This is a genomic window from Streptomyces sp. NPDC050743 (assembly GCF_044456925.1).
Taxonomy (GTDB): domain Bacteria; phylum Actinomycetota; class Actinomycetes; order Streptomycetales; family Streptomycetaceae; genus Streptomyces.
In genome coordinates, this window is sequence record NZ_JBITGJ010000076.1 from 12,343 (window position 1) to 30,360 (window position 18,018).

16 protein-coding genes are annotated in these 18,018 nt (G+C 71.8%); 9 read left to right on the forward strand and 7 right to left on the reverse strand.

The features are described from left to right. The first annotated feature begins 136 nt into the window (after positions 1-136). Together ACIBJF_RS40385 and ACIBJF_RS40390 are read left to right on the forward strand one after the other, a co-directional pair. Positions 137-799, forward strand: coding sequence for an RNA polymerase sigma factor (locus ACIBJF_RS40385; protein ID WP_399181633.1), 663 nt, complete (start codon positions 137-139; stop codon positions 797-799). Next, positions 799-1,896, forward strand: coding sequence for a hypothetical protein (locus ACIBJF_RS40390; RefSeq protein ID WP_399181634.1), 1,098 nt, complete (start codon positions 799-801; stop codon positions 1,894-1,896). The genes ACIBJF_RS40385 and ACIBJF_RS40390 overlap by 1 nt, the downstream gene beginning before the upstream one ends. A 259-nt stretch (positions 1,897-2,155) precedes the next feature. Here the strand turns inward: ACIBJF_RS40390 and ACIBJF_RS40395 are convergent, their stop codons facing one another. Beyond that, positions 2,156-3,016 carry a L,D-transpeptidase family protein gene (locus tag ACIBJF_RS40395; RefSeq protein WP_399181635.1) on the reverse strand — a complete coding sequence of 287 codons (861 nt, stop codon included), beginning with the start codon at positions 3,014-3,016 and terminating at the stop codon, positions 2,156-2,158. An 81-nt stretch (positions 3,017-3,097) separates the two neighbouring features. Between ACIBJF_RS40395 and ACIBJF_RS40400 the strand changes: the two genes are divergently transcribed. Both ACIBJF_RS40400 and leuE read left to right on the forward strand, forming a co-directional pair. After that, positions 3,098-4,678 carry a methylmalonyl-CoA mutase gene (locus ACIBJF_RS40400; RefSeq protein ID WP_399181638.1) on the forward strand — a complete coding sequence of 527 codons (1,581 nt, stop codon included), beginning with the start codon at positions 3,098-3,100 and terminating at the stop codon, positions 4,676-4,678. 46 nt (positions 4,679-4,724) lie between these two features. After that, positions 4,725-5,378 carry a leucine efflux protein LeuE gene (leuE, locus tag ACIBJF_RS40405; RefSeq protein ID WP_399181639.1) on the forward strand — a complete coding sequence of 218 codons (654 nt, stop codon included), beginning with the start codon at positions 4,725-4,727 and terminating at the stop codon, positions 5,376-5,378. 24 nt (positions 5,379-5,402) lie between these two features. Here leuE and ACIBJF_RS40410 read toward each other — a convergent pair whose 3' ends face one another. Beyond that, on the reverse strand, positions 5,403-6,785 hold the full coding sequence (locus ACIBJF_RS40410; protein ID WP_399181640.1) for an FAD-dependent monooxygenase: 1,383 nt from the start codon (positions 6,783-6,785) through the stop codon (positions 5,403-5,405). Between the two features lie 71 nt (positions 6,786-6,856). Between ACIBJF_RS40410 and ACIBJF_RS40415 the strand changes: the two genes are divergently transcribed. Further along, positions 6,857-7,507, forward strand: coding sequence for a TetR/AcrR family transcriptional regulator C-terminal domain-containing protein (locus ACIBJF_RS40415; RefSeq protein ID WP_399181642.1), 651 nt, complete (start codon positions 6,857-6,859; stop codon positions 7,505-7,507). 4 nt (positions 7,508-7,511) lie between these two features. On the opposite strand, the gene ACIBJF_RS40420 is transcribed toward ACIBJF_RS40415, so the two are convergent. The 4 genes from ACIBJF_RS40420 to ACIBJF_RS40435 all read right to left on the reverse strand — a co-directional run bounded on the left by ACIBJF_RS40420 (position 7,512) and on the right by ACIBJF_RS40435 (position 12,135). After that, a complete protein-coding gene (locus ACIBJF_RS40420; RefSeq protein ID WP_399181643.1) occupies positions 7,512-8,450 on the reverse strand; it encodes a class I SAM-dependent methyltransferase in 939 nt (312 codons plus the stop codon). A 104-nt stretch (positions 8,451-8,554) separates the two neighbouring features. Further along, a complete protein-coding gene (locus tag ACIBJF_RS40425) occupies positions 8,555-9,697 on the reverse strand; it encodes an acyltransferase family protein (RefSeq protein ID WP_399181645.1) in 1,143 nt (380 codons plus the stop codon). 132 nt (positions 9,698-9,829) lie between these two features. Next, positions 9,830-11,164: an alpha-2,8-polysialyltransferase family protein gene (locus tag ACIBJF_RS40430; RefSeq protein ID WP_399181646.1), complete on the reverse strand. Its 1,335-nt coding sequence runs from the start codon at positions 11,162-11,164 to the stop codon at positions 9,830-9,832. Then, positions 11,161-12,135, reverse strand: coding sequence for a glycosyltransferase family 2 protein (locus ACIBJF_RS40435; protein ID WP_399181647.1), 975 nt, complete (start codon positions 12,133-12,135; stop codon positions 11,161-11,163). The genes ACIBJF_RS40430 and ACIBJF_RS40435 overlap by 4 nt, the downstream gene beginning before the upstream one ends. A gap of 198 nt (positions 12,136-12,333) precedes the next feature. On the opposite strand from ACIBJF_RS40435, the gene ACIBJF_RS40440 reads away from it, so the two are divergent. Genes ACIBJF_RS40440 through ACIBJF_RS40455 form a run of 4 tightly spaced genes read left to right on the forward strand, consistent with a single transcriptional unit; the run spans position 12,334 to position 17,069 of the window. Then, the gene (locus ACIBJF_RS40440) at positions 12,334-13,656 is read left to right on the forward strand and encodes a DUF6716 putative glycosyltransferase (protein ID WP_399181649.1); all 1,323 of its coding nucleotides are present in this window, start codon (positions 12,334-12,336) and stop codon (positions 13,654-13,656) included. Between the two features lie 17 nt (positions 13,657-13,673). Continuing rightward, the gene (locus ACIBJF_RS40445; protein ID WP_399181650.1) at positions 13,674-14,903 is read left to right on the forward strand and encodes a cytidylyltransferase domain-containing protein; all 1,230 of its coding nucleotides are present in this window, start codon (positions 13,674-13,676) and stop codon (positions 14,901-14,903) included. A gap of 13 nt (positions 14,904-14,916) precedes the next feature. Beyond that, entirely contained in the window at positions 14,917-15,855 is a 939-nt protein-coding gene (locus tag ACIBJF_RS40450) for an N-acetylneuraminate synthase family protein (RefSeq protein WP_399181652.1), read from the forward strand. A gap of 44 nt (positions 15,856-15,899) precedes the next feature. Beyond that, positions 15,900-17,069, forward strand: coding sequence for a hypothetical protein (locus ACIBJF_RS40455; protein ID WP_399181654.1), 1,170 nt, complete (start codon positions 15,900-15,902; stop codon positions 17,067-17,069). Between the two features lie 187 nt (positions 17,070-17,256). On the opposite strand, the gene ACIBJF_RS40460 is transcribed toward ACIBJF_RS40455, so the two are convergent. Further along, the gene (locus tag ACIBJF_RS40460; protein WP_399181656.1) at positions 17,257-17,922 is read right to left on the reverse strand and encodes a class I SAM-dependent DNA methyltransferase; all 666 of its coding nucleotides are present in this window, start codon (positions 17,920-17,922) and stop codon (positions 17,257-17,259) included. Positions 17,923-18,018 lie beyond the last annotated feature (96 nt).

Genomic DNA, 18,018 nt, shown 5'->3' on the forward strand with positions numbered 1-18,018 from the left:
ACCGCCGATCCTCACCCTGCGCACATCCGCACCCGGTCACGAGTTAGTTGCATCTTCTACGGACATGGACGGGGAGCGGTTTGACGCCGTAACGTGCCTTTCGCGCCGACCGGGAACCAGGCGTAAAGGGAGTGCGGTGCTGGGGGACGACGCGGAGCTGACCGCCGCGGTGCGTGCGGCACAGGACGGAGACGAGACCGCGTTCCGTACGGTGTACCGCGCCGTGCATCCACGGCTGCTCGGATACGTACGCACGCTGGTCGCCGATCCGGACGCCGAGGACGTGACGTCCGAGGCCTGGCTGCAGATCGCCCGCGACCTCGACCGGTTCAGCGGAGACGCCGACCGCTTCCGCGGCTGGGCCGCCCGAATAGCCCGCAACCGTGCCCTGGACCACATACGCATGCGCGGCCGCCGCCCCGCCATAGGCGGCGACGAGACGGAACTGACCGGCCGGGCCGCCGAGTCCGACACGGCCGGCGAGGCCATCGAGGCCCTGACCACCGACAGCACCCTCTCCCTCATCGCGCGGCTGCCGCAGGACCAGGCCGAGGCGGTCGTCCTGCGCGTCGTCGTCGGCCTCGACGCCAAGAGCGCCGCCGAGACCCTCGGCAAACGCGCCGGTGCGGTACGTACCGCGGCACACCGCGGCCTGAAGCGGCTCGCGGAACTGCTCGGCGACGATCCGGAGTCGGCGGGCGTGCTCGACGCTCTCCCGCCCCAGCGAGAACCGCGTGGTCGCGCGGTGTCGTCCGCAACTGTGACGGATACGCGTGCGCGGACGCAGAGGGACATGTGATGGCCGACGAGCAGTACAAGTGGCTGGACCGTGAGACGGCGGAACGCCTGCTGCGCGGTGAGTCGCTGGAAGCCGTCGACGCCTCCGCCCATGACCAGGCCGAACGCCTCTCCCGGGCGCTCGGTGCACTGTCCGTGCAGACGGCCCGCGCCACCGGTGAACTCCCCGGCGAACAGGCCGCCTTGGCCGCGTTCCGCAAGGCTCGCGAGGCCGCCGGCGCCGAACGCACCGCCGTCGGCCGTGCCGGCGGAACCTCCGGCCTGCCCGTGCCCGTGCCCGGCGCCGACGCGGGCCTGGTCCGCATCGGCGCCCGGGACCGTACCGGAATCCCGCCGCGCCGCCCCCGCTGGGCCCGCCCGGTGCGGCTGGCGCTGGCCGCGGTGGTGGCCGTGGGCACGGTCGGCGGGGTCGCCATGGCCGCCGGGACCGGGATGCTGGGCAGGCCGTTCGGGCCCGAGCGCCCCGGGCCCGCCACCTCCGTCTCCTCCGGGCCGAGCTCCGGAGCGCCGCTCGCCTCGGTCCCGCAGGGCACCCCGGGTGCGACCACGGGGCCCGGCACGCCAGGCGGTAGCCGCGGCGGGGCCGTGGGGCCGGACGACCGCACCGGCAAGAGCACCACTGCGGGCAGCGGAGAACCCTCCGGCACGGCCGGCTCCCGGTGGAAGGACGCGACCTCGGCCTGCCGGGACATCCGGGACGGCAAGGAACTGTCCGCCGGCCGCCGGCGCGCCCTGGAGAACCTGGCGGGCGGCAGCGCCCGGGTGAGCCGGTACTGCAAGGTCGTCCTGGCCACCACCGACCCGGGCGACGGCGCGACGAGCGGCGGCAAGGCCGACGACAACGGCAACAAGGGCAAGGGCAAGGGCAAGGGCAGCGGGAACAACCAGGGCGGCGACGAGGAAGGCAACCCCGGCCGGGGCGGCGACGGCCACCACGGCGAGGGCGGCGGTCATTCCGGCAAGGGTGTCGGCGGCGGCAAGGGCAGGCACGGCGACGAGGCCGCGCCCGCTCCCACGGCCTTCGCTCCGCCCCACCCCGCCCGGACGACCGGCACCGCCCTGGGCCCGACGCCGAGTCCGACGTACAGCACGCTCTGACTGGGCGCGCTCTGATCCGGCAGGCTCCGGCAGTGCCGCTCCGACCCCTCTCCAACCCGTCTGACCTGCGAATTCGATGGGTCGCGAAAAATTCTTCGCGCGGGGTGTGACGTTTTCGGAGCCCGGGACGCAGTACTGAGTGAGCCGACTGGTCATCGGCCGTCGCACTGAGCCGGGGTTCCCCCCGTACCCACGGCTCGTGCACCTGGCGCGGGCGGGACACGTTCCCCCGGTCCCGCCCGCGCCCCGCAATCCCTCCTCACCAGTGGACGACGACCTTGTCGCCCACCCGCACCTGAGCGAACAACTGCTGGATCGCCGCCTCGTCCCGGACGTTCACGCACCCGTGCGAGGCTCCCGCGTACCCGCGCGCCGCGAAGTCGTACGAGTAGTGCACGGCTTGGCCGCCGCTGAAGAACATCGCGTACGGCATCGGCGAGTGGTAGAGCGTCGACACCCAGTCCCGCGCCTTCCAGTAGACGTGGAACACACCTTCCCGGGTCGGCGTGTACTGCGCCCCGAACCGCACCGACGTCGTCGAGAGCGTCCGCCCGTCGACCATCCAGCGCAGCGTCCGTGTCGTCTTGTCGATGCACAGCACGCGTCCGCTCGTACAGCGCGGGTCGGGCGCGCCGACCGGCTGACCGCCCATCAGGAACAGCTCCCACGTGCCCGGTGCGTGGGTCATCCGGACCAGCCGCTGCCAGGTGACGGTGTCCGTCCGCCCGGTCCGCGGCAGCCCGCGCTTGCCCTGGAAGCCCCGCACGGCCCGTTCGGTCAGATCGTCGTACGAGCCCGTCGGCCCGTCGAACAGCCAGTCCAGCTGACGCAGCCGGGCCTGCAGTTCCCGTACGCCCGCCCCGCTGTCGCCGCGCGCGTACAGCACCCGGGGAGCGGGCGCGGCCGGCTGCTCCGTTCGGGTGGGATGTGCCGGGCCACTTGCGGGGGTCCGTCCCTGTGCCTGTCCCGGAGTCTGCCCCTGAGTCCGTGCCCGGGCCGGGGTGGGCACCGGCGCCCGGGCTTTGCCGTCGGCGTCCGCGGGCTGGACGGTGCAGCCGCAGAGGGCGGCGAGGGCGGCGGCGGAGGCGAGCAGAGCGGCGGGTCTTCCCGAGATCCTCATGCAGGAGATGCTTCCCAGCGTGACCGCCGCCGAACGACGGGGCATGGTGAGGGGGTGACAGGACGCACCCCGGAGGCATCCATGACACATGAGTCGGAGTCGGGACTGCCCATCGAGCCGGTCTATGGGCCGCAGGAACTACAGGGCTGGGACCCGGACGGGAAACTGGGCGAGCCGGGCACGTACCCCTTCACCCGCGGGGTCTACCCGAGCATGTACACCGGCCGCCCCTGGACCATGCGCCAGTACGCCGGCTTCGGCACCGCAGCCGAATCGAACGCCCGCTACCGGCAGCTGATCGCGCACGGCACCACGGGCCTGTCGGTCGCCTTCGACCTGCCCACCCAGATGGGCCACGACTCCGACGCGCCCCTCGCGCACGGCGAGGTCGGCAAGGTGGGCGTGGCGATCGACTCGATCGAGGACATGCGGCTGCTGTTCGACGGCATCCCCCTGGACCAGGTGTCGACCTCGATGACGATCAACGCCCCGGCCGCCCTCCTGCTGCTCCTCTACCAGCTGGTGGCGGAGGAGCAGGGGGCGCGCGCCGACCGGCTGACGGGCACGATCCAGAACGACGTGCTGAAGGAGTACATCGCGCGGGGGACGTACATCTTCCCGCCCAAGCCCTCCCTGCGCCTGACCGCGGACATCTTCAAGTACTGCACCGCCGAGATCCCGAAGTGGAACACGATCTCGATCTCCGGCTACCACATGGCCGAGGCCGGGGCGTCGCCCGTCCAGGAGATCGCCTTCACCCTGGCGGACGGTATCGAGTACGTCCGTACGGCGGTGGCGGCCGGGATGTCCGTCGACGACTTCGCGCCCCGCCTGTCCTTCTTCTTCGTGGCCCGTACGACGCTGCTGGAGGAGGTCGCCAAGTTCCGTGCCGCGCGCAGGATCTGGGCCAGGGTGATGCGGGAGGAGTTCGGCGCGCGGAATCCGAAGTCCCTGATGCTCCGCTTCCACACCCAGACGGCGGGCGTCCAGCTGACGGCCCAGCAGCCGGAGGTGAACCTGGTCCGGGTCGCCGTCCAGGCCCTGGCCGCGGTGCTGGGCGGCACCCAGTCCCTGCACACCAACTCCTTCGACGAGGCGATCGCCCTGCCGACCGACAAGTCCGCCCGGCTGGCCCTGCGCACTCAGCAGGTGCTGGCGCACGAGACGGACGTGACGGCGACGGTGGACCCCTTCGCGGGGTCGTACGCGATGGAGCGGATGACGGACGACGTCGAGGAGGCGGCCGTCGATCTGATGCGGAGGGTGGAGGACCTGGGCGGGGCGGTCGCGGCGATCGAGCGGGGCTTCCAGAAGGCGGAGATCGAGCGGAACGCGTACCGGATCGCCCAGGAGACGGACTCCGGCGACCGGGTGGTCGTCGGAGTCAACCGCTTCCAGCTGGACGAGGAGGAGCCGTACGAGCCCCTGCGTGTCGACCCGGCCATCGAGGCCCGCCAGGCCGAACGCCTGGACAAGCTCCGGGCCGAGCGGGACCAGCGGGCGGTGGACGCGGCACTGGACGCGTTGCGGAAGGCGGCGGAGGGGGACGACAACGTGCTGTACCCGATGAAGGAGGCGCTGCGGGGCCGGGCGACGGTGGGGGAGGTGTGCAACGCGCTGCGCGGGGTCTGGGGGGCGTACGAGCCTTCGGAGGTGTTCTGACCAGCCCCGGACCTGACTGTCGTACCCCCGTGCGACACTCCTTTCCATGTTCGGCGTCATCGACCTTCCCACCTATCTGGCAGGACTCGTCCTGATCGTCCTGCTGCCCGGGCCCAACTCCCTCTACGTCCTCTCCGTGGCCGCCCGGCGCGGCGTGCGGGCCGGTTACACCGCGGCCGTCGGCGTGTGGTGCGGCGACACCGTGCTGATGACGTTCTCCGCCGCCGGAGTCGCCTCCCTGCTCAAGGCCAACGCCGTGCTGTTCGGGATCGTGAAGTACGCCGGTGCCGGATATCTGAGCTGGCTGGCGATCGGCATGCTGCGGGCCGCCTGGCAGATGTGGCGCACCCGGAGAGAGCAGGCGGCCGTGGCGGAGGAGACCGCGTCCGGCGCCGGATACGAGCGGCCCTTCCGGCGCGCGCTCGTCGTCAGCCTCTTCAACCCCAAGGCGATCCTGTTCTTCGTCGCCTTCTTCGTGCAGTTCGTCGACCCGGACTACGCCTACCCGGGCCTGTCCTTCGTGGTCCTCGGCACTTTCGCCCAGCTGGCGAGCTTCCTCTACCTCAGCGCGCTGATATTCAGCGGCACGCGTCTGGCTGCCGCGTTCCGGCGCCGCAAGCGGCTGTCGGCGACGGCCACTTCGATGGCGGGCGCGCTGTTCCTCGGGTTCGCGGTGAAGCTGACGCTGGCCAGCGCCTGAGCCGTCGTCAGCGGGTGGCCGCCGTCACCCCGCCGCGAAGGCGCCCGTCCGTGCCGCGTACGCGTCCAGGCCCTTGGTCGTCCCGCCCGCCCAGCCCACATGGCCGTCCGGGCGGACGAGGAAGACCCCCGGGCCGTACGACTCCGGCGCCGTCGGGAACGCGCGCACGCCGGTGACCGGGGCCTGTGCCCCCAGCAAGGTCCAGTGCGGGCCCCGGAACGCGTCGAAGAGGCGGACCCCGGACACCGTGCCGTCCGGGGCGCGGTCGCCCGCCCGGACCCCGGTCGGGTCCTGCCGCGTCTCCACGCTCAGGGACGACTCCCGGTAGTCCAGCCCCAGTTGCACCGTCGCCTTTCCGCGTCGCACCTCGCCGCGGTGGACCCCGGTCGACAGGTCCAGCATGGCCGCCGCGTTCGCCCGGCGCTCCTCCTCGTAGGTGTCCAGCAACGCCTCCGCCGCCCCGCCGCACAGCACCGCGCCCAGCTTCCAGCCCAGGTTGTAGGCGTCCTGGACGCTGGTGTTCAGGCCCTGGCCGCCGGCCGGTGAGTGGATGTGGGCCGCGTCGCCCGCGAGGAAGACGCGGCCCACCCGGAAGCGGTCCGCGAGGGCGGCGCGGGGGCGGAAGTCGGAGGACCAGCGCAGGTCCGTGACGTCCTCGGCGGACAGGTGCGTGTACGCGGCCACCAGCTTGCGGATGCCGTCGAGGGTCGGGTCGGGTGCGGTGCCCTCCGGAAGGCGTGCCTGTAGCTGGAAGTCGTCCGTGCCCGCCAGCGGGCACAGGCCGAGGGCGGTGCCGTCGTCCCTGGGGAAGGTGTGCCAGGAGTCCCGGTCGAGGCCCGTCAGCCGTACGTCCGCCACCAGGAACGGTGCCGGGTCGACCGTCTCCCCGGTCATGCCGACCCCCACCGCGCGCCGGGCCACCGAGCGTCCGCCGTCGGCCGCGACGACGTACCCCGCGCGGGCGGTCGTACCGTCGGCGAACCGCACGGTCACGCCCTCGGCGTCCTGCTCCAGACCGGTCACCTCGCGCCCGAAGCCGACGCGGCCTCCCTGCTGCACCAGCCGCGCGTGGAGGATCTCCTGCGTCCGCCACTGCGCGACCATCCACGGCTCGGCGTACGGCGCGCCCTCGTCCGCCTCGATGTTCTCGAACATCGGCCGCTCGCCGACCCGCTCGCCGTCCTTCCAGATCATCCGCGTCGGGTAGGGGCCGCCCGCCGCACGGATCGCGTCCAGTACGCCCAGGTCGTCGAAGACCTCCAGGGTGCGCGGCTGGAGCCCCTTGCCGCGCGAGCCGGGGAACAGCCCCTCCGCCCGCTCGACGACCAGCGCGTCCACGCCCCGGCGGGCCAGGTCGATGCCGAGGGTCAGGCCGGTGGGACCCGCGCCCACGATCAGGACATCCATCCCAAATCTCCTTAACGTCGTTAAGTGCCGTTGCCCACGAGGGTGCCCTTAACGCTGTTAAGGTGTCAAGTGTGAGCCCCGAGAAACGCGCCCCCCTGGACCGCCGACGCGTCGCCGACACCGCCCTGCGGCTGCTGAACGAGGTCGGCCTGGACGGCCTGACCCTGCGCGCCATCGCCAAGGAACTGGACGTCAAGGCACCCGCGCTGTACTGGCACTTCAAGGACAAGCAGGCGCTGCTGGACGAGATGGCCACGGAGATGTACCGGCGGATGGTCGCCGGCACCGCGCTCGATCCCGCCGACAGCTGGCAGGATCGGCTGCTCAGGGCGAACCGCGGGCTGCGGACCGCGTTGCTCGGCTACCGCGACGGCGCCCGGGTGTTCAGCGGCTCACGCTTCACGGGCACGGAGCACGCCCCCGCGCAGGAGGCGAACCTGCGGCTGCTGACGGAGGCCGGTCTCACCCTCGCCCAGGCCGTCCACGCGGGCCGTACGGCCAACGCGTACACCGTCGGCTTCGTCATCGAGGAACAGGGCGTGCAGCCCCTCCCGGGCGAGCGCCGGGAGGGGTACGACGTCGAGGAACGCGCACGGCGCCTGGCCGAGTACCCGCTCGCCGCCGAGGCCGGGAAGCTGCTCTTCGTCGGGTACGACGAGCAGTTCGAGGAGGGGCTGGCGCTCGTGATCGCGGGTATCGGGGCGCGGTACGGGATCGGCTGACCGATCAGCCGGCCGGCCGGCGCCTGGCCGCGCGCGCCTTGCGGATCGCCCGTGTGACCACCGGCGGCAGCAGGTCGACGGCGACCCGGCGAACCCGGCTCGCGCTGCGGCGCGGCGCGGGCCGGACCGGTGCGGGAGCGGGCGCCGGGGTCTCCTGCGGAACCGGCTGCGGCTGCGCCGCCTTCGCGTGCTTGGAGGCCGGGAACTCCGGCGCCCGCATGCCCTTGGACTTCAGCCGGATGATCCGGTGCCCGGCGGCCTCCTGGACGCTCAGATGGCAGTCGGACCGCTGCCGCACCATGGCCAGCAGCTCCTCCTGGATCGGCTCCGGGTCGCCCCAGGTGCCGTAGAGCTTCTGGGTGCTCAGGCAGATGGGGCGCAGGCCGCGGTTGAGCACGGCCTCCCAGGTGGCGATGGAGACTCCGGGGGTGTGCTCGGAGCGGAAGTCGTCCAGGACGACGATCCCGTCCGGGAGCAGCAGATCATGAGCGGCTCCTATGTCGCCGTGCACATGCTCGTACAGGTGGGAGGCGTCGATGTGCACGAACCGGCAGGAGCGCGGCTCGACCTCGCCGGGCACGACCGAGCTGGGGCCCTGCAGCACGCGGGGGAGCTCGTCGTGGAAGGAGAGGTAGTTGTCCTCGAACACGCGCCGGGTCAGCGCGCTGTAGGACTTGGTGGACTCGGCCTGGTTGGCGTCGTCCGGGGCGTCGCCCTCGAAGAGGTCGCACACGGTGTAGCGCTCGCCCGGCTGCTGGTGCCGGCCGACGAAGATCGCGCTCTTTCCCATGTAGACCCCGACTTCCAGCAGATCACCCCGCATTTCCGCGGTTTCCTGCCGGCTCAGGAACCAGTCGAAGAGCACCTGGTCGAGCACCGGGAACCAGCCCGGCACGTCGTCCAGACGATGGGGCTGTCGCGTCGTTTCCTGGATGGTGGCCATGCGGGGTGGGTACTCCCTCGGTACGGCGTCTGTGGGATCCCTGCGAGAAGCCTGTGCGGCCTGGGGGTGGCAAGGGCTCTACGGTGCCTGCCCGATGGGCCGGTTCAAAACCCAAGACGAGGTGAACGGCTGCCCAACTTCCGCCCCTTCAGCGCCCGCTTCAGGCGCGGGCCGAACGGCGTCTCCACGAACCGGTGGATCAGCCAGGCGAGCAGCAGCATGGAGACCACCGTCACCCCGAGCGTCGGCCACGCGGGCAGCCCGAGCCCCCGGTGCAGCACCCGGATGACGAACCAGCCGAGGTGCTCGTGGACCAGGTAGAACGGGTATGTCAGCGCGCCGGCCGTGACCAGCCAGGACCAGGAGGCCCAGCGCGTCCAGCCCAGCGCCACCGCTGCGACGGCCGCGAAGGCGACGGTGACGATCAGGACGACGACGTAGGGGTCTCGGTGCGGGTGCGGGCCCCACAGACCGCGGGTGGCCTCGCTCTGGGCGAGCAGCCAGGACATCGCGACGATGCCCCACGCGAGCAGGTCGCCGCCGAAGCGGTGGATCAGGTACAGCGCCAGACCGCCGACGAAGAACGGGGCGTACTCGGGCATGACCACCTGGTTCAGCAGCTCGTTGCCGGACGAGTGGCACAGCACGGCCGCCAGGGTCCACACGCACGCGAACAGCACCACCCGGCGGTGGGTCACCCCGCGCAGGACGACGAGCAGTGCGAACAGCGCGTAGAAGCGGACCTCGACCCACAGCGTCCAGCACACGCCCAGCACGCGGGTCGCGCCCATCGGCTGCTGGAGCATCGTCAGGTTGACCAGGAACTCGTCCAGACGGACCGGGTGGACGACGACGGGCAGCGCGAGCGACGCCCCCGTGATCAGGACCAGGGCCACCCAGTAGGCGGGGTAGAGGCGCGCGACGCGGGAGCGGAAGAAGTCACCGAGGGTGCGGCCCCAGCTGCTCATGCAGATGACGAAACCGCTGATCACGAAGAAGAACTGCACACCGAGATTGCCGTAGACGGCGGCCCGGGACAGCGTCGGGAAGAGGTGGCCCGGACTCCCGTGCCAGGACGCGGAGACCGGGCCGCCGCGGCCGGTGTAGTGGTAGACGCAGACCATCAGCGCGGCGACGAGCCGCAGACCGTCCAGGGCGAGCAGACGGCTTCGGGACCTGGGGGCGGGTGCCGTTCCGGCGGTGGGGGGAGCGGGAACGGCGGCGAGGGTGGGGGTTGAAACAGCCATGATGCTCGGCGCCTACCCGAACAAACGCCGATCATCTCGGTACTTTGTGTGAAAGTACCTGAAATGACCGCATAGTTGGGTTGACGTACGGGTGAACGAGGAGGGCGGGCCCATCGCTGGGCCCGCCTCGCCTCAGCGTCGTACGGAGTTGCGAAGGCTGCGCGCCTTCTTGGCCACGCGGCGGACGGTCGCGTTGCGCGGGATGAACGCAAGCTGGGCGGGCACCCCGCCGGGCAGGGCCAGCGAGGACAGGCGCCGGCGCTTGAAGTAGCGCATGGTCCGCTGGTTCAGGTTCCGCGCCAGCCAGATCTCGGCCTGCGCGCGCAGCCTCGGGTAGATCTTCGGCTGCATCGCGAAGCCCACCGCGCGGATCAGCGCGCCGAGCGCCTCCACGTCCATGCCGGCGCGCTGCTCGGTCACCGCGGCACGGTCGCCGAGGTCGGGCAGCAGCGCGTCGGCGATCGTCACCGGGACGCGGTTGCTGTTCTCGTACGGCGTCAGCTGCTCCAGCAGCAGCTCGGTGCCGATGCGGGCGACCGGCAGGCCGTACAGGGCCTGCGCCGTGAGCAGGGCGGTGGAGAAGCAGCCGACGACCAGCGCGGGACGCATCCGCTGGTACAGCACCTCGGCGAGGACCGGGGTGTCGAGCACGGTCAGCTCGACCTTCAGCCGCTCCGCCTCCTGCTCCAGCAGCCGGGTGAAGCGGGCCGGCGCGGACGGGTGCGGCTTGAACACCACCTTGGTGTGCCCGAGCGCGGCCGCGCCCTTCAGCATCCGCACATGCAGGTTCTCCTCCTGCTCGGCGGTGAGGATGTCCAGCGCGGACAGATACTGGCCGAGCAGCAGCGCGGGCTCCTCGATGTCCGGCAACTCCGCGCCGGAGGGCGCGAGTTCTGCGAGGACCTTGGTGAAGGCGGACGTCTGCAGCACCTCGCCGGGCACGCCGAACTCGGTCAGCAGCAGCGGCTGCAGGCCCGGCACCAGGTCCAGGTGGAGCACCCGGTCCACGCGGGTGCCGACCAGCGGATCGATCTTGTTGCGGGTGGGGCCGTAGCTCATCAGGCCGTCGGCGTAGACCGTCACCGGGGCGCCGGTGAAGATCTGCGCGAGCGCCAGGGACGGGTTGACCTGGATCGACTCGACGGCCAGCGCCACGTCGTCGTCGCCGAGGCGCCACTCGTGGCGCAGGAAGCGTTCCCACAGCGGCAGGTCGTCGCCGCGGGGCGCCCAGCCGCCCGGGTGGAAGGGGAAGATGGTCTCGTTGTACGAGATCACCTCGTCGAACCGGTCGCGCAGCTTCTCGAAGCCGGGCGCCTCGTCCAGCGCGGGCGTGGTCTCGGGCGTGGCCGCGTTGTTGCACACCAGCAGGATCCGCCGGTCGGCCGGGAGGAAGCAGCCGGAGTCCAGGGCGGCGGCGAGCGTGGCCGTGCCGTACAGCGTCGACGCCTGGAAGATCTGGGTGGTCACGCGGCGGCCCCCGCGGCGGGACGGCGGCGCAGCCGGCGCAGCTTGGTGGCGCGCTGGAGGTCCATGGAGTCCAGCGCCTCGTCCAGTACGTCCTGCGGCATGCGGCGCAGGGCCGCGGCACTCATGGATTTCAGTTTCTTCGCCACCGCGGGCTCGAACCTTTCGATGGATCCCAGATGATGGGAAATGATGGCGCAGTAGGTGCGGACGGCCTTCGGCAGCAGCTCGTCGGCGTCCCGGTCCTGGGCGGTTTCCGCGATGACCTGGTCGAACGCGCGAATGAAATCGAGCTGCCGGACATCGCCGATCTGGGTGAGCGAGGAAGCGACTCCGCGCCGGTAGAACACCCCGAGCATGCTGACCGCGGCGAAGGATTCCGCCTCCCGGTGCAGCTTCCAGATCCAGGGGCGGTCCTCGGCCGTGCGCAGCCCGTCGGTGAAGTGCAGCAGCCCCTTGTCCACGAGCCGGCGATGGTAGGCGCCCGCCCACGCGTACGCGTAGTCGACGGACGTGGACCGGTCGGCGGGCAGGATCGCCTCGCGCGGGTCCATCACCACGTTCCGCCGGCCGACGGGCACCCGGTTCACCGTGCGTGAGCGCGCGGTGCACTGCACGTGGTCGGTGCGGATGAAGTCGCAGCCCAGCTCCTCCATGGCGGCGACCAGCTGCGGGAAGTAGCCGGGAGCGAGCCAGTCGTCGCCGTCCAGGAAGGTCAGGTACTCGCCGCGCGCCCGGTCGATACCGGTGTTGCGGGCGGTCGCCAGCCCTCCGTTCTGCTCGTGCCGGACGTAGACCGCTCCGGGCAGCTCGCGCTCCGCGCGCGCGAGAATCTCTGGTGTCCCGTCGCGGGAACAGTCGTCGACGAGAATGAATTCGAAGTCCTCACGCGCGTTCGCCTTCAGGCTCCTGAGCGTGTCGGGCGCGTATTGCTGCACGTTGTAGAACGGCACGATGACGGAGAGCTTGACCACGTCAGGGACGTTAGGCGGAAGCCCGTCATTCGTCTTGACCGTCTGCTTGATACTGGGTGAACGGCACGTGGCGAAGCTGTGAACCAGGCTTTTTTCCTGCCCTCTCGCGGCCTGATTCGCCATTCGGCGATGTGCTGTTAACCGTTTGTTGTATTCGGGTTAGGCGGATCCTCGGAATGGCTTCCTAGCGTCTTCGACGTGCCAGCAAGTGCTACGAAGTCCCTGCGGGTCGCCGTCCTCGCCGATTCCGACACCCGGTGGAAGTGGGGCGCGCTCACCGCGCAACGCCTCGCTCCCGCGGACGCCGAGATCCGACTCGACGGCTACTTCCTGCGGGGACGTGCCACCCCGACAGCCCGCCAGTTGCGAGAGGTCGGCGTCCGGGCGGACTCGCTCCGCGAGGTCACCGGCGTCGAGTTCCTGCGTGCGATGGGTGGAGCCGCCGAGGACCGGTACGACGTCCTCATCCTCGCGCTCGTCGGCGGCGGCGTCCAGGCCATGCTGCACGGACTGCGCGCCGCCTGGGCGGGCGCCGGCAAGCGTCCCGTCGTCGTCACCGGGTACGTCGGTGTCGTCTACGAGAAGCTCGCCGACGGCCTGCTGCTGCGGCACGGCGCGGACCTCGTCCTCGCCAACTCCCGGCACGACGCGGACCGCTTCCGGGCCGTGTACGAGGGCGTGGGAGCCGACGCCTCCTCGGTCACCGAGGTCGCGCTGCCCTTCCTCGGCGGGGCGCCGTACACCGGTGAACACGATCCGTACACCGTGGTCTTCGCGGCCCAGCCGTCCGTCCCGGACAGCCGCAAGGACCGTACGTACCTGCTCGGCCGGCTGATCGAGCACGCCCGCAGGCACCCCGAGCGCGAGGTGCTGCTGAAGCTGCGCTCCAAGCCGGGCGAACACACCACCCACATCGAGGAGCTGCCGTACCAGAAGCTGGCGCAGGGCACGGACCTGCCCGCCAACTTCCGCCTGGTGTACGGCCACATGGGCGAGGTGCTGGACCGCACCGACCTGCTGGTCACGGTCAGCTCCACGGCCGCCCTGGAGGCCCTGCACCGCCGCATCCCCACGGTGATCCTGACCGACCTGGGGGTGCGCGAGGTGCTCGGCAACCACCACTTCACCGGCTCCGGCTGCCTCGCCTCCTGGGACCAGCTCGACGCCGGGCACCGGCCGGTGCCGGACGCGGAGTGGGTGGCCCGGCAGGGCGTCGCCGCCGACGGCTCCTACGCCACCGCCTTCGACACCGCCCGCGAACGCATCGCCAAGCTGCTCGACCGCCCCGGCGGCCTGCCGCCCCTGAACCCCTACTACACCCCCGAGACCGCGCCCGGCTACCTGCCCGGCATCCTCGCCCGGCACCACCTCGGCCCCGACGGCGTCCCGCTGCCCGGCGCGCCCGCCGCCGACAAGGAGCCCGGACCGGTCCGCCAGATCGTGCGCCGCGCCGCGCGTGGCGCCTACCGCCACGGCGTGCAGCGGGTCGCTCCGGTGATCCGCCGGATGGGGGAGCTGTGACCATCCAAGGAGACCCCATGTCCAACCCGGAAGCGGGCCAAGGCGCGACGGTGCGCCGGGTGCTCGCGGTGATCCCCGCGCGCGGCGGCTCCAAGGGCGTGCCCGCGAAGAACCTCGCGCCCGTCGGCGGGGTCCCGCTGGTGGCGCGCGCGGTGCGCGAGTGCCTGGCGACCCGGCTGGTGACCGACGTCGTCGTCTCCACCGACGACCAGGCCATCGCCGCCGCCGCCCGCGAGGCCGGCGCCGAGGTCGTGCTGCGGCCCGCCGCCATCGCCGGGGACACGGCGACCTCCGAGGCCGCGGTCCTGCACGCCATGGACGCCCACGAGGCGCTGCACGGCGCGACGGTCGACGCGGTCCTGCTCGTGCAGTGCACCAGCCCCTTCATCGTCCGCGAGGACATCGACGGGGTGGCCGGCGCGGTCGTCGAGAACGGCGCGGACACGGCGGTGACCGTGGCCCCGTTCCACGGCTTCATCTGGCGCGAGGCCGACGCGGAGACCGAGGGCGGGGTGGGCGTCAACCACGACAAGTCCTACCGCCCGCGCCGCCAGGACCGCCCCCAGGACTTCCTGGAGACCGGCGCCGCCTACGCGATGGACGCGGCCGGCTTCCGCAAGCACCAGCACCGCTTCTTCGGCCGTACGGAACTCGTGCGCACCGACCCCGCGCGCGTGCTGGAGATCGACGACCCGCACGACCTCGCCCGGGCCCGCGCCCTGGCGCCCCTCTTCGACGCGGACCGCCCCGGTTCGCTGCCGACCGCCGCCGACATCGACGCGGTCGTACTGGACTTCGACGGCACCCAGACCGACGACCGGGTGCTGATCGACTCCGAAGGACGGGAGTTCGTCTCCGTGCACCGCGGCGACGGACTCGGCATCGCGGCCCTCCGCAGGAGCGGCCTGAAGATGCTGATCCTGTCCACGGAACAGAACCCTGTGGTCGCCGCCCGCGCCCGGAAGCTCAAGCTCCCGGTGCTGCACGGCATCGACCGCAAGGACCTCGCCCTCAAGCAGTGGTGCGAGGAGCAGGGCATCGCGCCGGAGCGCGTGCTCTACGTCGGCAACGACGTCAACGACCTGCCGTGCTTCGCCCTCGTCGGCTGGCCCGTGGCGGTCGCGAGCGCCCACGACGTCGTACGCGGCGCCGCACGCGCGGTCACCACCGTGCCCGGCGGTGACGGCGCGATCCGAGAGATCGCCAGCTGGATCCTCGGCCCCTCTCTCGATTCCCTCCCCAAGTAAGGACATCCCCCTGATGAGCACCAACTCCCGTCTGCGTACGTTCGGTTCCCGCGAGGTCGGCCCCGGCAAGCCCGTCTACATCTGCGGCGAGATCGGCATCAACCACAACGGTGAGCTGGAGAACGCCTTCAAGCTGATCGACGTGGCCGCCGAGGCCGGCTGCGACGCGGTCAAGTTCCAGAAGCGCACCCCGGAGATCTGCACCCCGCGCGACCAGTGGGACATCGAGCGCGACACCCCCTGGGGCCGGATGACCTACATCGACTACCGCCACCGCGTGGAGTTCGGTGAGGACGAGTACCGCCAGATCGACGAGTACTGCAAGGAGAAGGGGATCGACTGGTTCGCCTCCCCGTGGGACACCGAGGCCGTCGCCTTCCTGGAGAAGTTCGACCTGCCGGCCCACAAGGTGGCCTCCGCCTCCCTGACCGACGACGAGCTGCTGCGCGCGCTGCGTGCCACCGGCCGCACGGTCATCCTCTCCACGGGCATGTCGACCCCGAAGCAGATCCGCCACGCGGTCGAGGTCCTGGGCAGCGACAACATCCTCATGTGCCACGCCACCTCCACCTACCCGGCGAAGGCCGAGGAGCTGAACCTCCGCGTGATCAACACGCTGGAGAAGGAGTACCCGAACGTCCCGATCGGCTACTCCGGCCACGAGACCGGCCTGCAGACGACGCTGGCGGCGGTGGCGCTGGGCGCCGTGTTCGTCGAGCGTCACATCACCCTCGACCGCGCCATGTGGGGCTCCGACCAGGCCGCCTCCGTCGAGCCGCAGGGCCTCACGCGCCTCGTCCGTGACATCCGCACCATCGAGGCCTCCCTCGGCGACGGCGTCAAGAAGGTGTACGACTCCGAGATGGGCCCGATGAAGAAGCTGCGCCGCGTCGCCGGTGTCGTCGCCGAGGCGGAGATCGCGGCCGCGGCCGGCGAGCCGGTCACCGTCTGAGCACTGGCCTCTTGATTCCCTTAGGACGGGACGGTCGTACGCCGATGAGCCCCCGCGCCGGTCACGCCGGCCACCCTCCCCGCACGCTCGCCTTCGTGGAGAGCCCGGTCCAGCTGCTCAACGTGCTGGAGTGGGCGCATCTGCACGGCCTGCGCGGCGCGGAGCCGGACCCCCTGCCGGGGACGGACCCGCTTCCGTCCGTGCCCGCGCAGGTACGGCGGACGGTGGCCGGCGACCCCCCACAGACCGGCGCGGAGCTCACGGTCGTCGTCCTGTCCCCGACCGACCCCATGACCCGGGGCCAGCTGCGCCGCATGGCGGACCTGGCCCGGGACGAGGGGTACCGGGTGCGCTGGGAGGAGGCGCGGGGCGGTACGACCGCGCCCTTCTCGACGATCGGCGGCCTGGCGGGCTCGCTCCGCCGGGCCGACCGGATCGTCATGGGCGACCCGTTCTCGCGGTATGTGCAGTTGCTGTTGACGATCACCCGGGCGAAGGACCTGGTCGTGGTCGACGACGGCACGGCGACGATGGAGTTCGTCGCCCAGCTGGCCCGGGGCGAGCGGCTGGTCCGCTGGCACCGCAAGGGCGGCCGCCCGGGCGCCCGCGATCTGCTGTTCGCCCCCGTTTCGTCCTCGGCCCGCCGCCGGCTGACGCCCAGCGCCCGCCGCCGGGTCGAGGTCTTCTCCTCCATGCCGGTGACGGAGACCCCGGACGGGGTGACGGTCACGGCCAACGACTTCTCCTGGACCCGCGCCCGCTTCGGGCCCCCGCGCATCACCAAGGGCGCCGACATGGTGGGGACGTCCCTGGTGGAGACGGGGGTCGTGGACGGTGACGCCTATCTCGGAGCGGTCCGTCACCTGGCCAAGACGCACGGTGCGACGCGCTACTTCGCGCACCGCCGGGAGAGCACGGACAAGCTCCACCGCCTGGCCGCCGAGACCGGCCTGGAGATAGTCCGCCCGGATCTCCCCCTGGAGCTGATCGCCCGCCGGGGCCCGATCGGCCGTACGGTACTGAGCTTCCCGTCGACCGTCGTCCACACCCTGCCGCTGGCCCTGGCGGGCACGGGGGTACGGGTTGCGGTGTGCGACATCGACCCCGCCTGGCTCACGGAAAACGCGTCACCGCGAGCCCAGGGCTTCCTGTCGGGAGTGACGGGCACGGCCCGCGACGTCCACCGCCTGGCGACGGTCACGCGGTTGGCGTAGGGGTCGGCGACCGCTTGGCGGGCGAGGTTGGGCGGCTCGGCGGAGTCGGGCGAGCCTCCGGTGGTGAGCCGGAGGGGATTGGCAGATTCGTTCCGCTCGCCCGTCTGTCGCTCTCGGCTGACCTGCGGCTTTGCCGCAGGGTGGCTGGTACAAATCTGCCAATCGGCGTGGTAGTCGCCGGGGGGGGTCACCCTTCGGGGGTGGGCTTGCGGGAGAGTACGAAGGCTCGGGGTCTGGTTTCCTCGCCGGTTGGTTCTCGGTGCGCCGTCGCCACCAGGTCCAGGCCGGCCTCTGTCAGTACCGTGGTGAGCTGCTCCGGGGTGCGCCAGTAGTAGTCGAGGTCGATCTCGTGGCCGAAGCGCTCCGGCAGGTGGAGGTGGCCGGGCGCGTCGGCGGGCTGGAAGGCGAGGAGGACGTGGCCGCCGGGCTGGAGGGTGCGGTGGAATTCCGCGCAGGCCGTCGGCAGGTGGGCGTCGGGGACGTGGATCGTCGAGTGCAGGGCGAGGATGCCGCCCAGGGTGGCGTCCGGCAGGTCCAGGGACGTCATGGAACCGATGTGGAAGCGCAGCCGGGGGTAGGTGTCGCGGGCCAGCGCCACCATGGCGGGGGAGAGGTCGACGCCGAAGGCCGGGACGCCCAGCTCGTCGAGGAGCGCGGTGACATGGCCGGGGCCGCTGCCCAGGTCGGCCACGGGTGCCGTGCCGTGCCTGCTGACCAGCTCGGCGAAGGCGGTGATCACGGTGCGGTCCAGGGGATGCCAGCGGCCGGCGGGGAACTGGGCGGCGTAATCCTTGGCGATCGCGTCGTAGGAGGTGCGGGTCGTCTGCAGGAAGGTCTCGGTCGCGTCCGTCACGGGCCCGGACCCTACCGGCCGGGGGTGCGGAACGGGGTCCGGTTCGTGGACACGGCGCGCGTGAGTGCGGGGAGGCGTGGTATGCGTGGAAGGAGA

What these genes read in the sequence shown, in the direction of transcription:
- ACIBJF_RS40390 (WP_399181634.1), top strand. Translation starts at nt 799, where the DNA reads ATGGCCGACGAGCAGTACAAGTGGCTGGACCGTGAGACGGCGGAACGC.
- ACIBJF_RS40455 (WP_399181654.1), top strand. Translation starts at nt 15,900, where the DNA reads ATGAGCCCCCGCGCCGGTCACGCCGGCCACCCTCCCCGCACGCTCGCC.
- ACIBJF_RS40395 (WP_399181635.1), bottom strand. Translation starts at nt 3,016, where the DNA reads ATGAGGATCTCGGGAAGACCCGCCGCTCTGCTCGCCTCCGCCGCCGCC.
- ACIBJF_RS40410 (WP_399181640.1), bottom strand. Translation starts at nt 6,785, where the DNA reads ATGGATGTCCTGATCGTGGGCGCGGGTCCCACCGGCCTGACCCTCGGC.
- ACIBJF_RS40445 (WP_399181650.1), top strand. Translation starts at nt 13,674, where the DNA reads ATGTCCAACCCGGAAGCGGGCCAAGGCGCGACGGTGCGCCGGGTGCTC.
- ACIBJF_RS40420 (WP_399181643.1), bottom strand. Translation starts at nt 8,450, where the DNA reads ATGGCCACCATCCAGGAAACGACGCGACAGCCCCATCGTCTGGACGAC.
- ACIBJF_RS40400 (WP_399181638.1), top strand. Translation starts at nt 3,098, where the DNA reads ATGACACATGAGTCGGAGTCGGGACTGCCCATCGAGCCGGTCTATGGG.
- ACIBJF_RS40425 (WP_399181645.1), bottom strand. Translation starts at nt 9,697, where the DNA reads ATGGCTGTTTCAACCCCCACCCTCGCCGCCGTTCCCGCTCCCCCCACC.
- ACIBJF_RS40450 (WP_399181652.1), top strand. Translation starts at nt 14,917, where the DNA reads ATGAGCACCAACTCCCGTCTGCGTACGTTCGGTTCCCGCGAGGTCGGC.
- leuE (WP_399181639.1), top strand. Translation starts at nt 4,725, where the DNA reads ATGTTCGGCGTCATCGACCTTCCCACCTATCTGGCAGGACTCGTCCTG.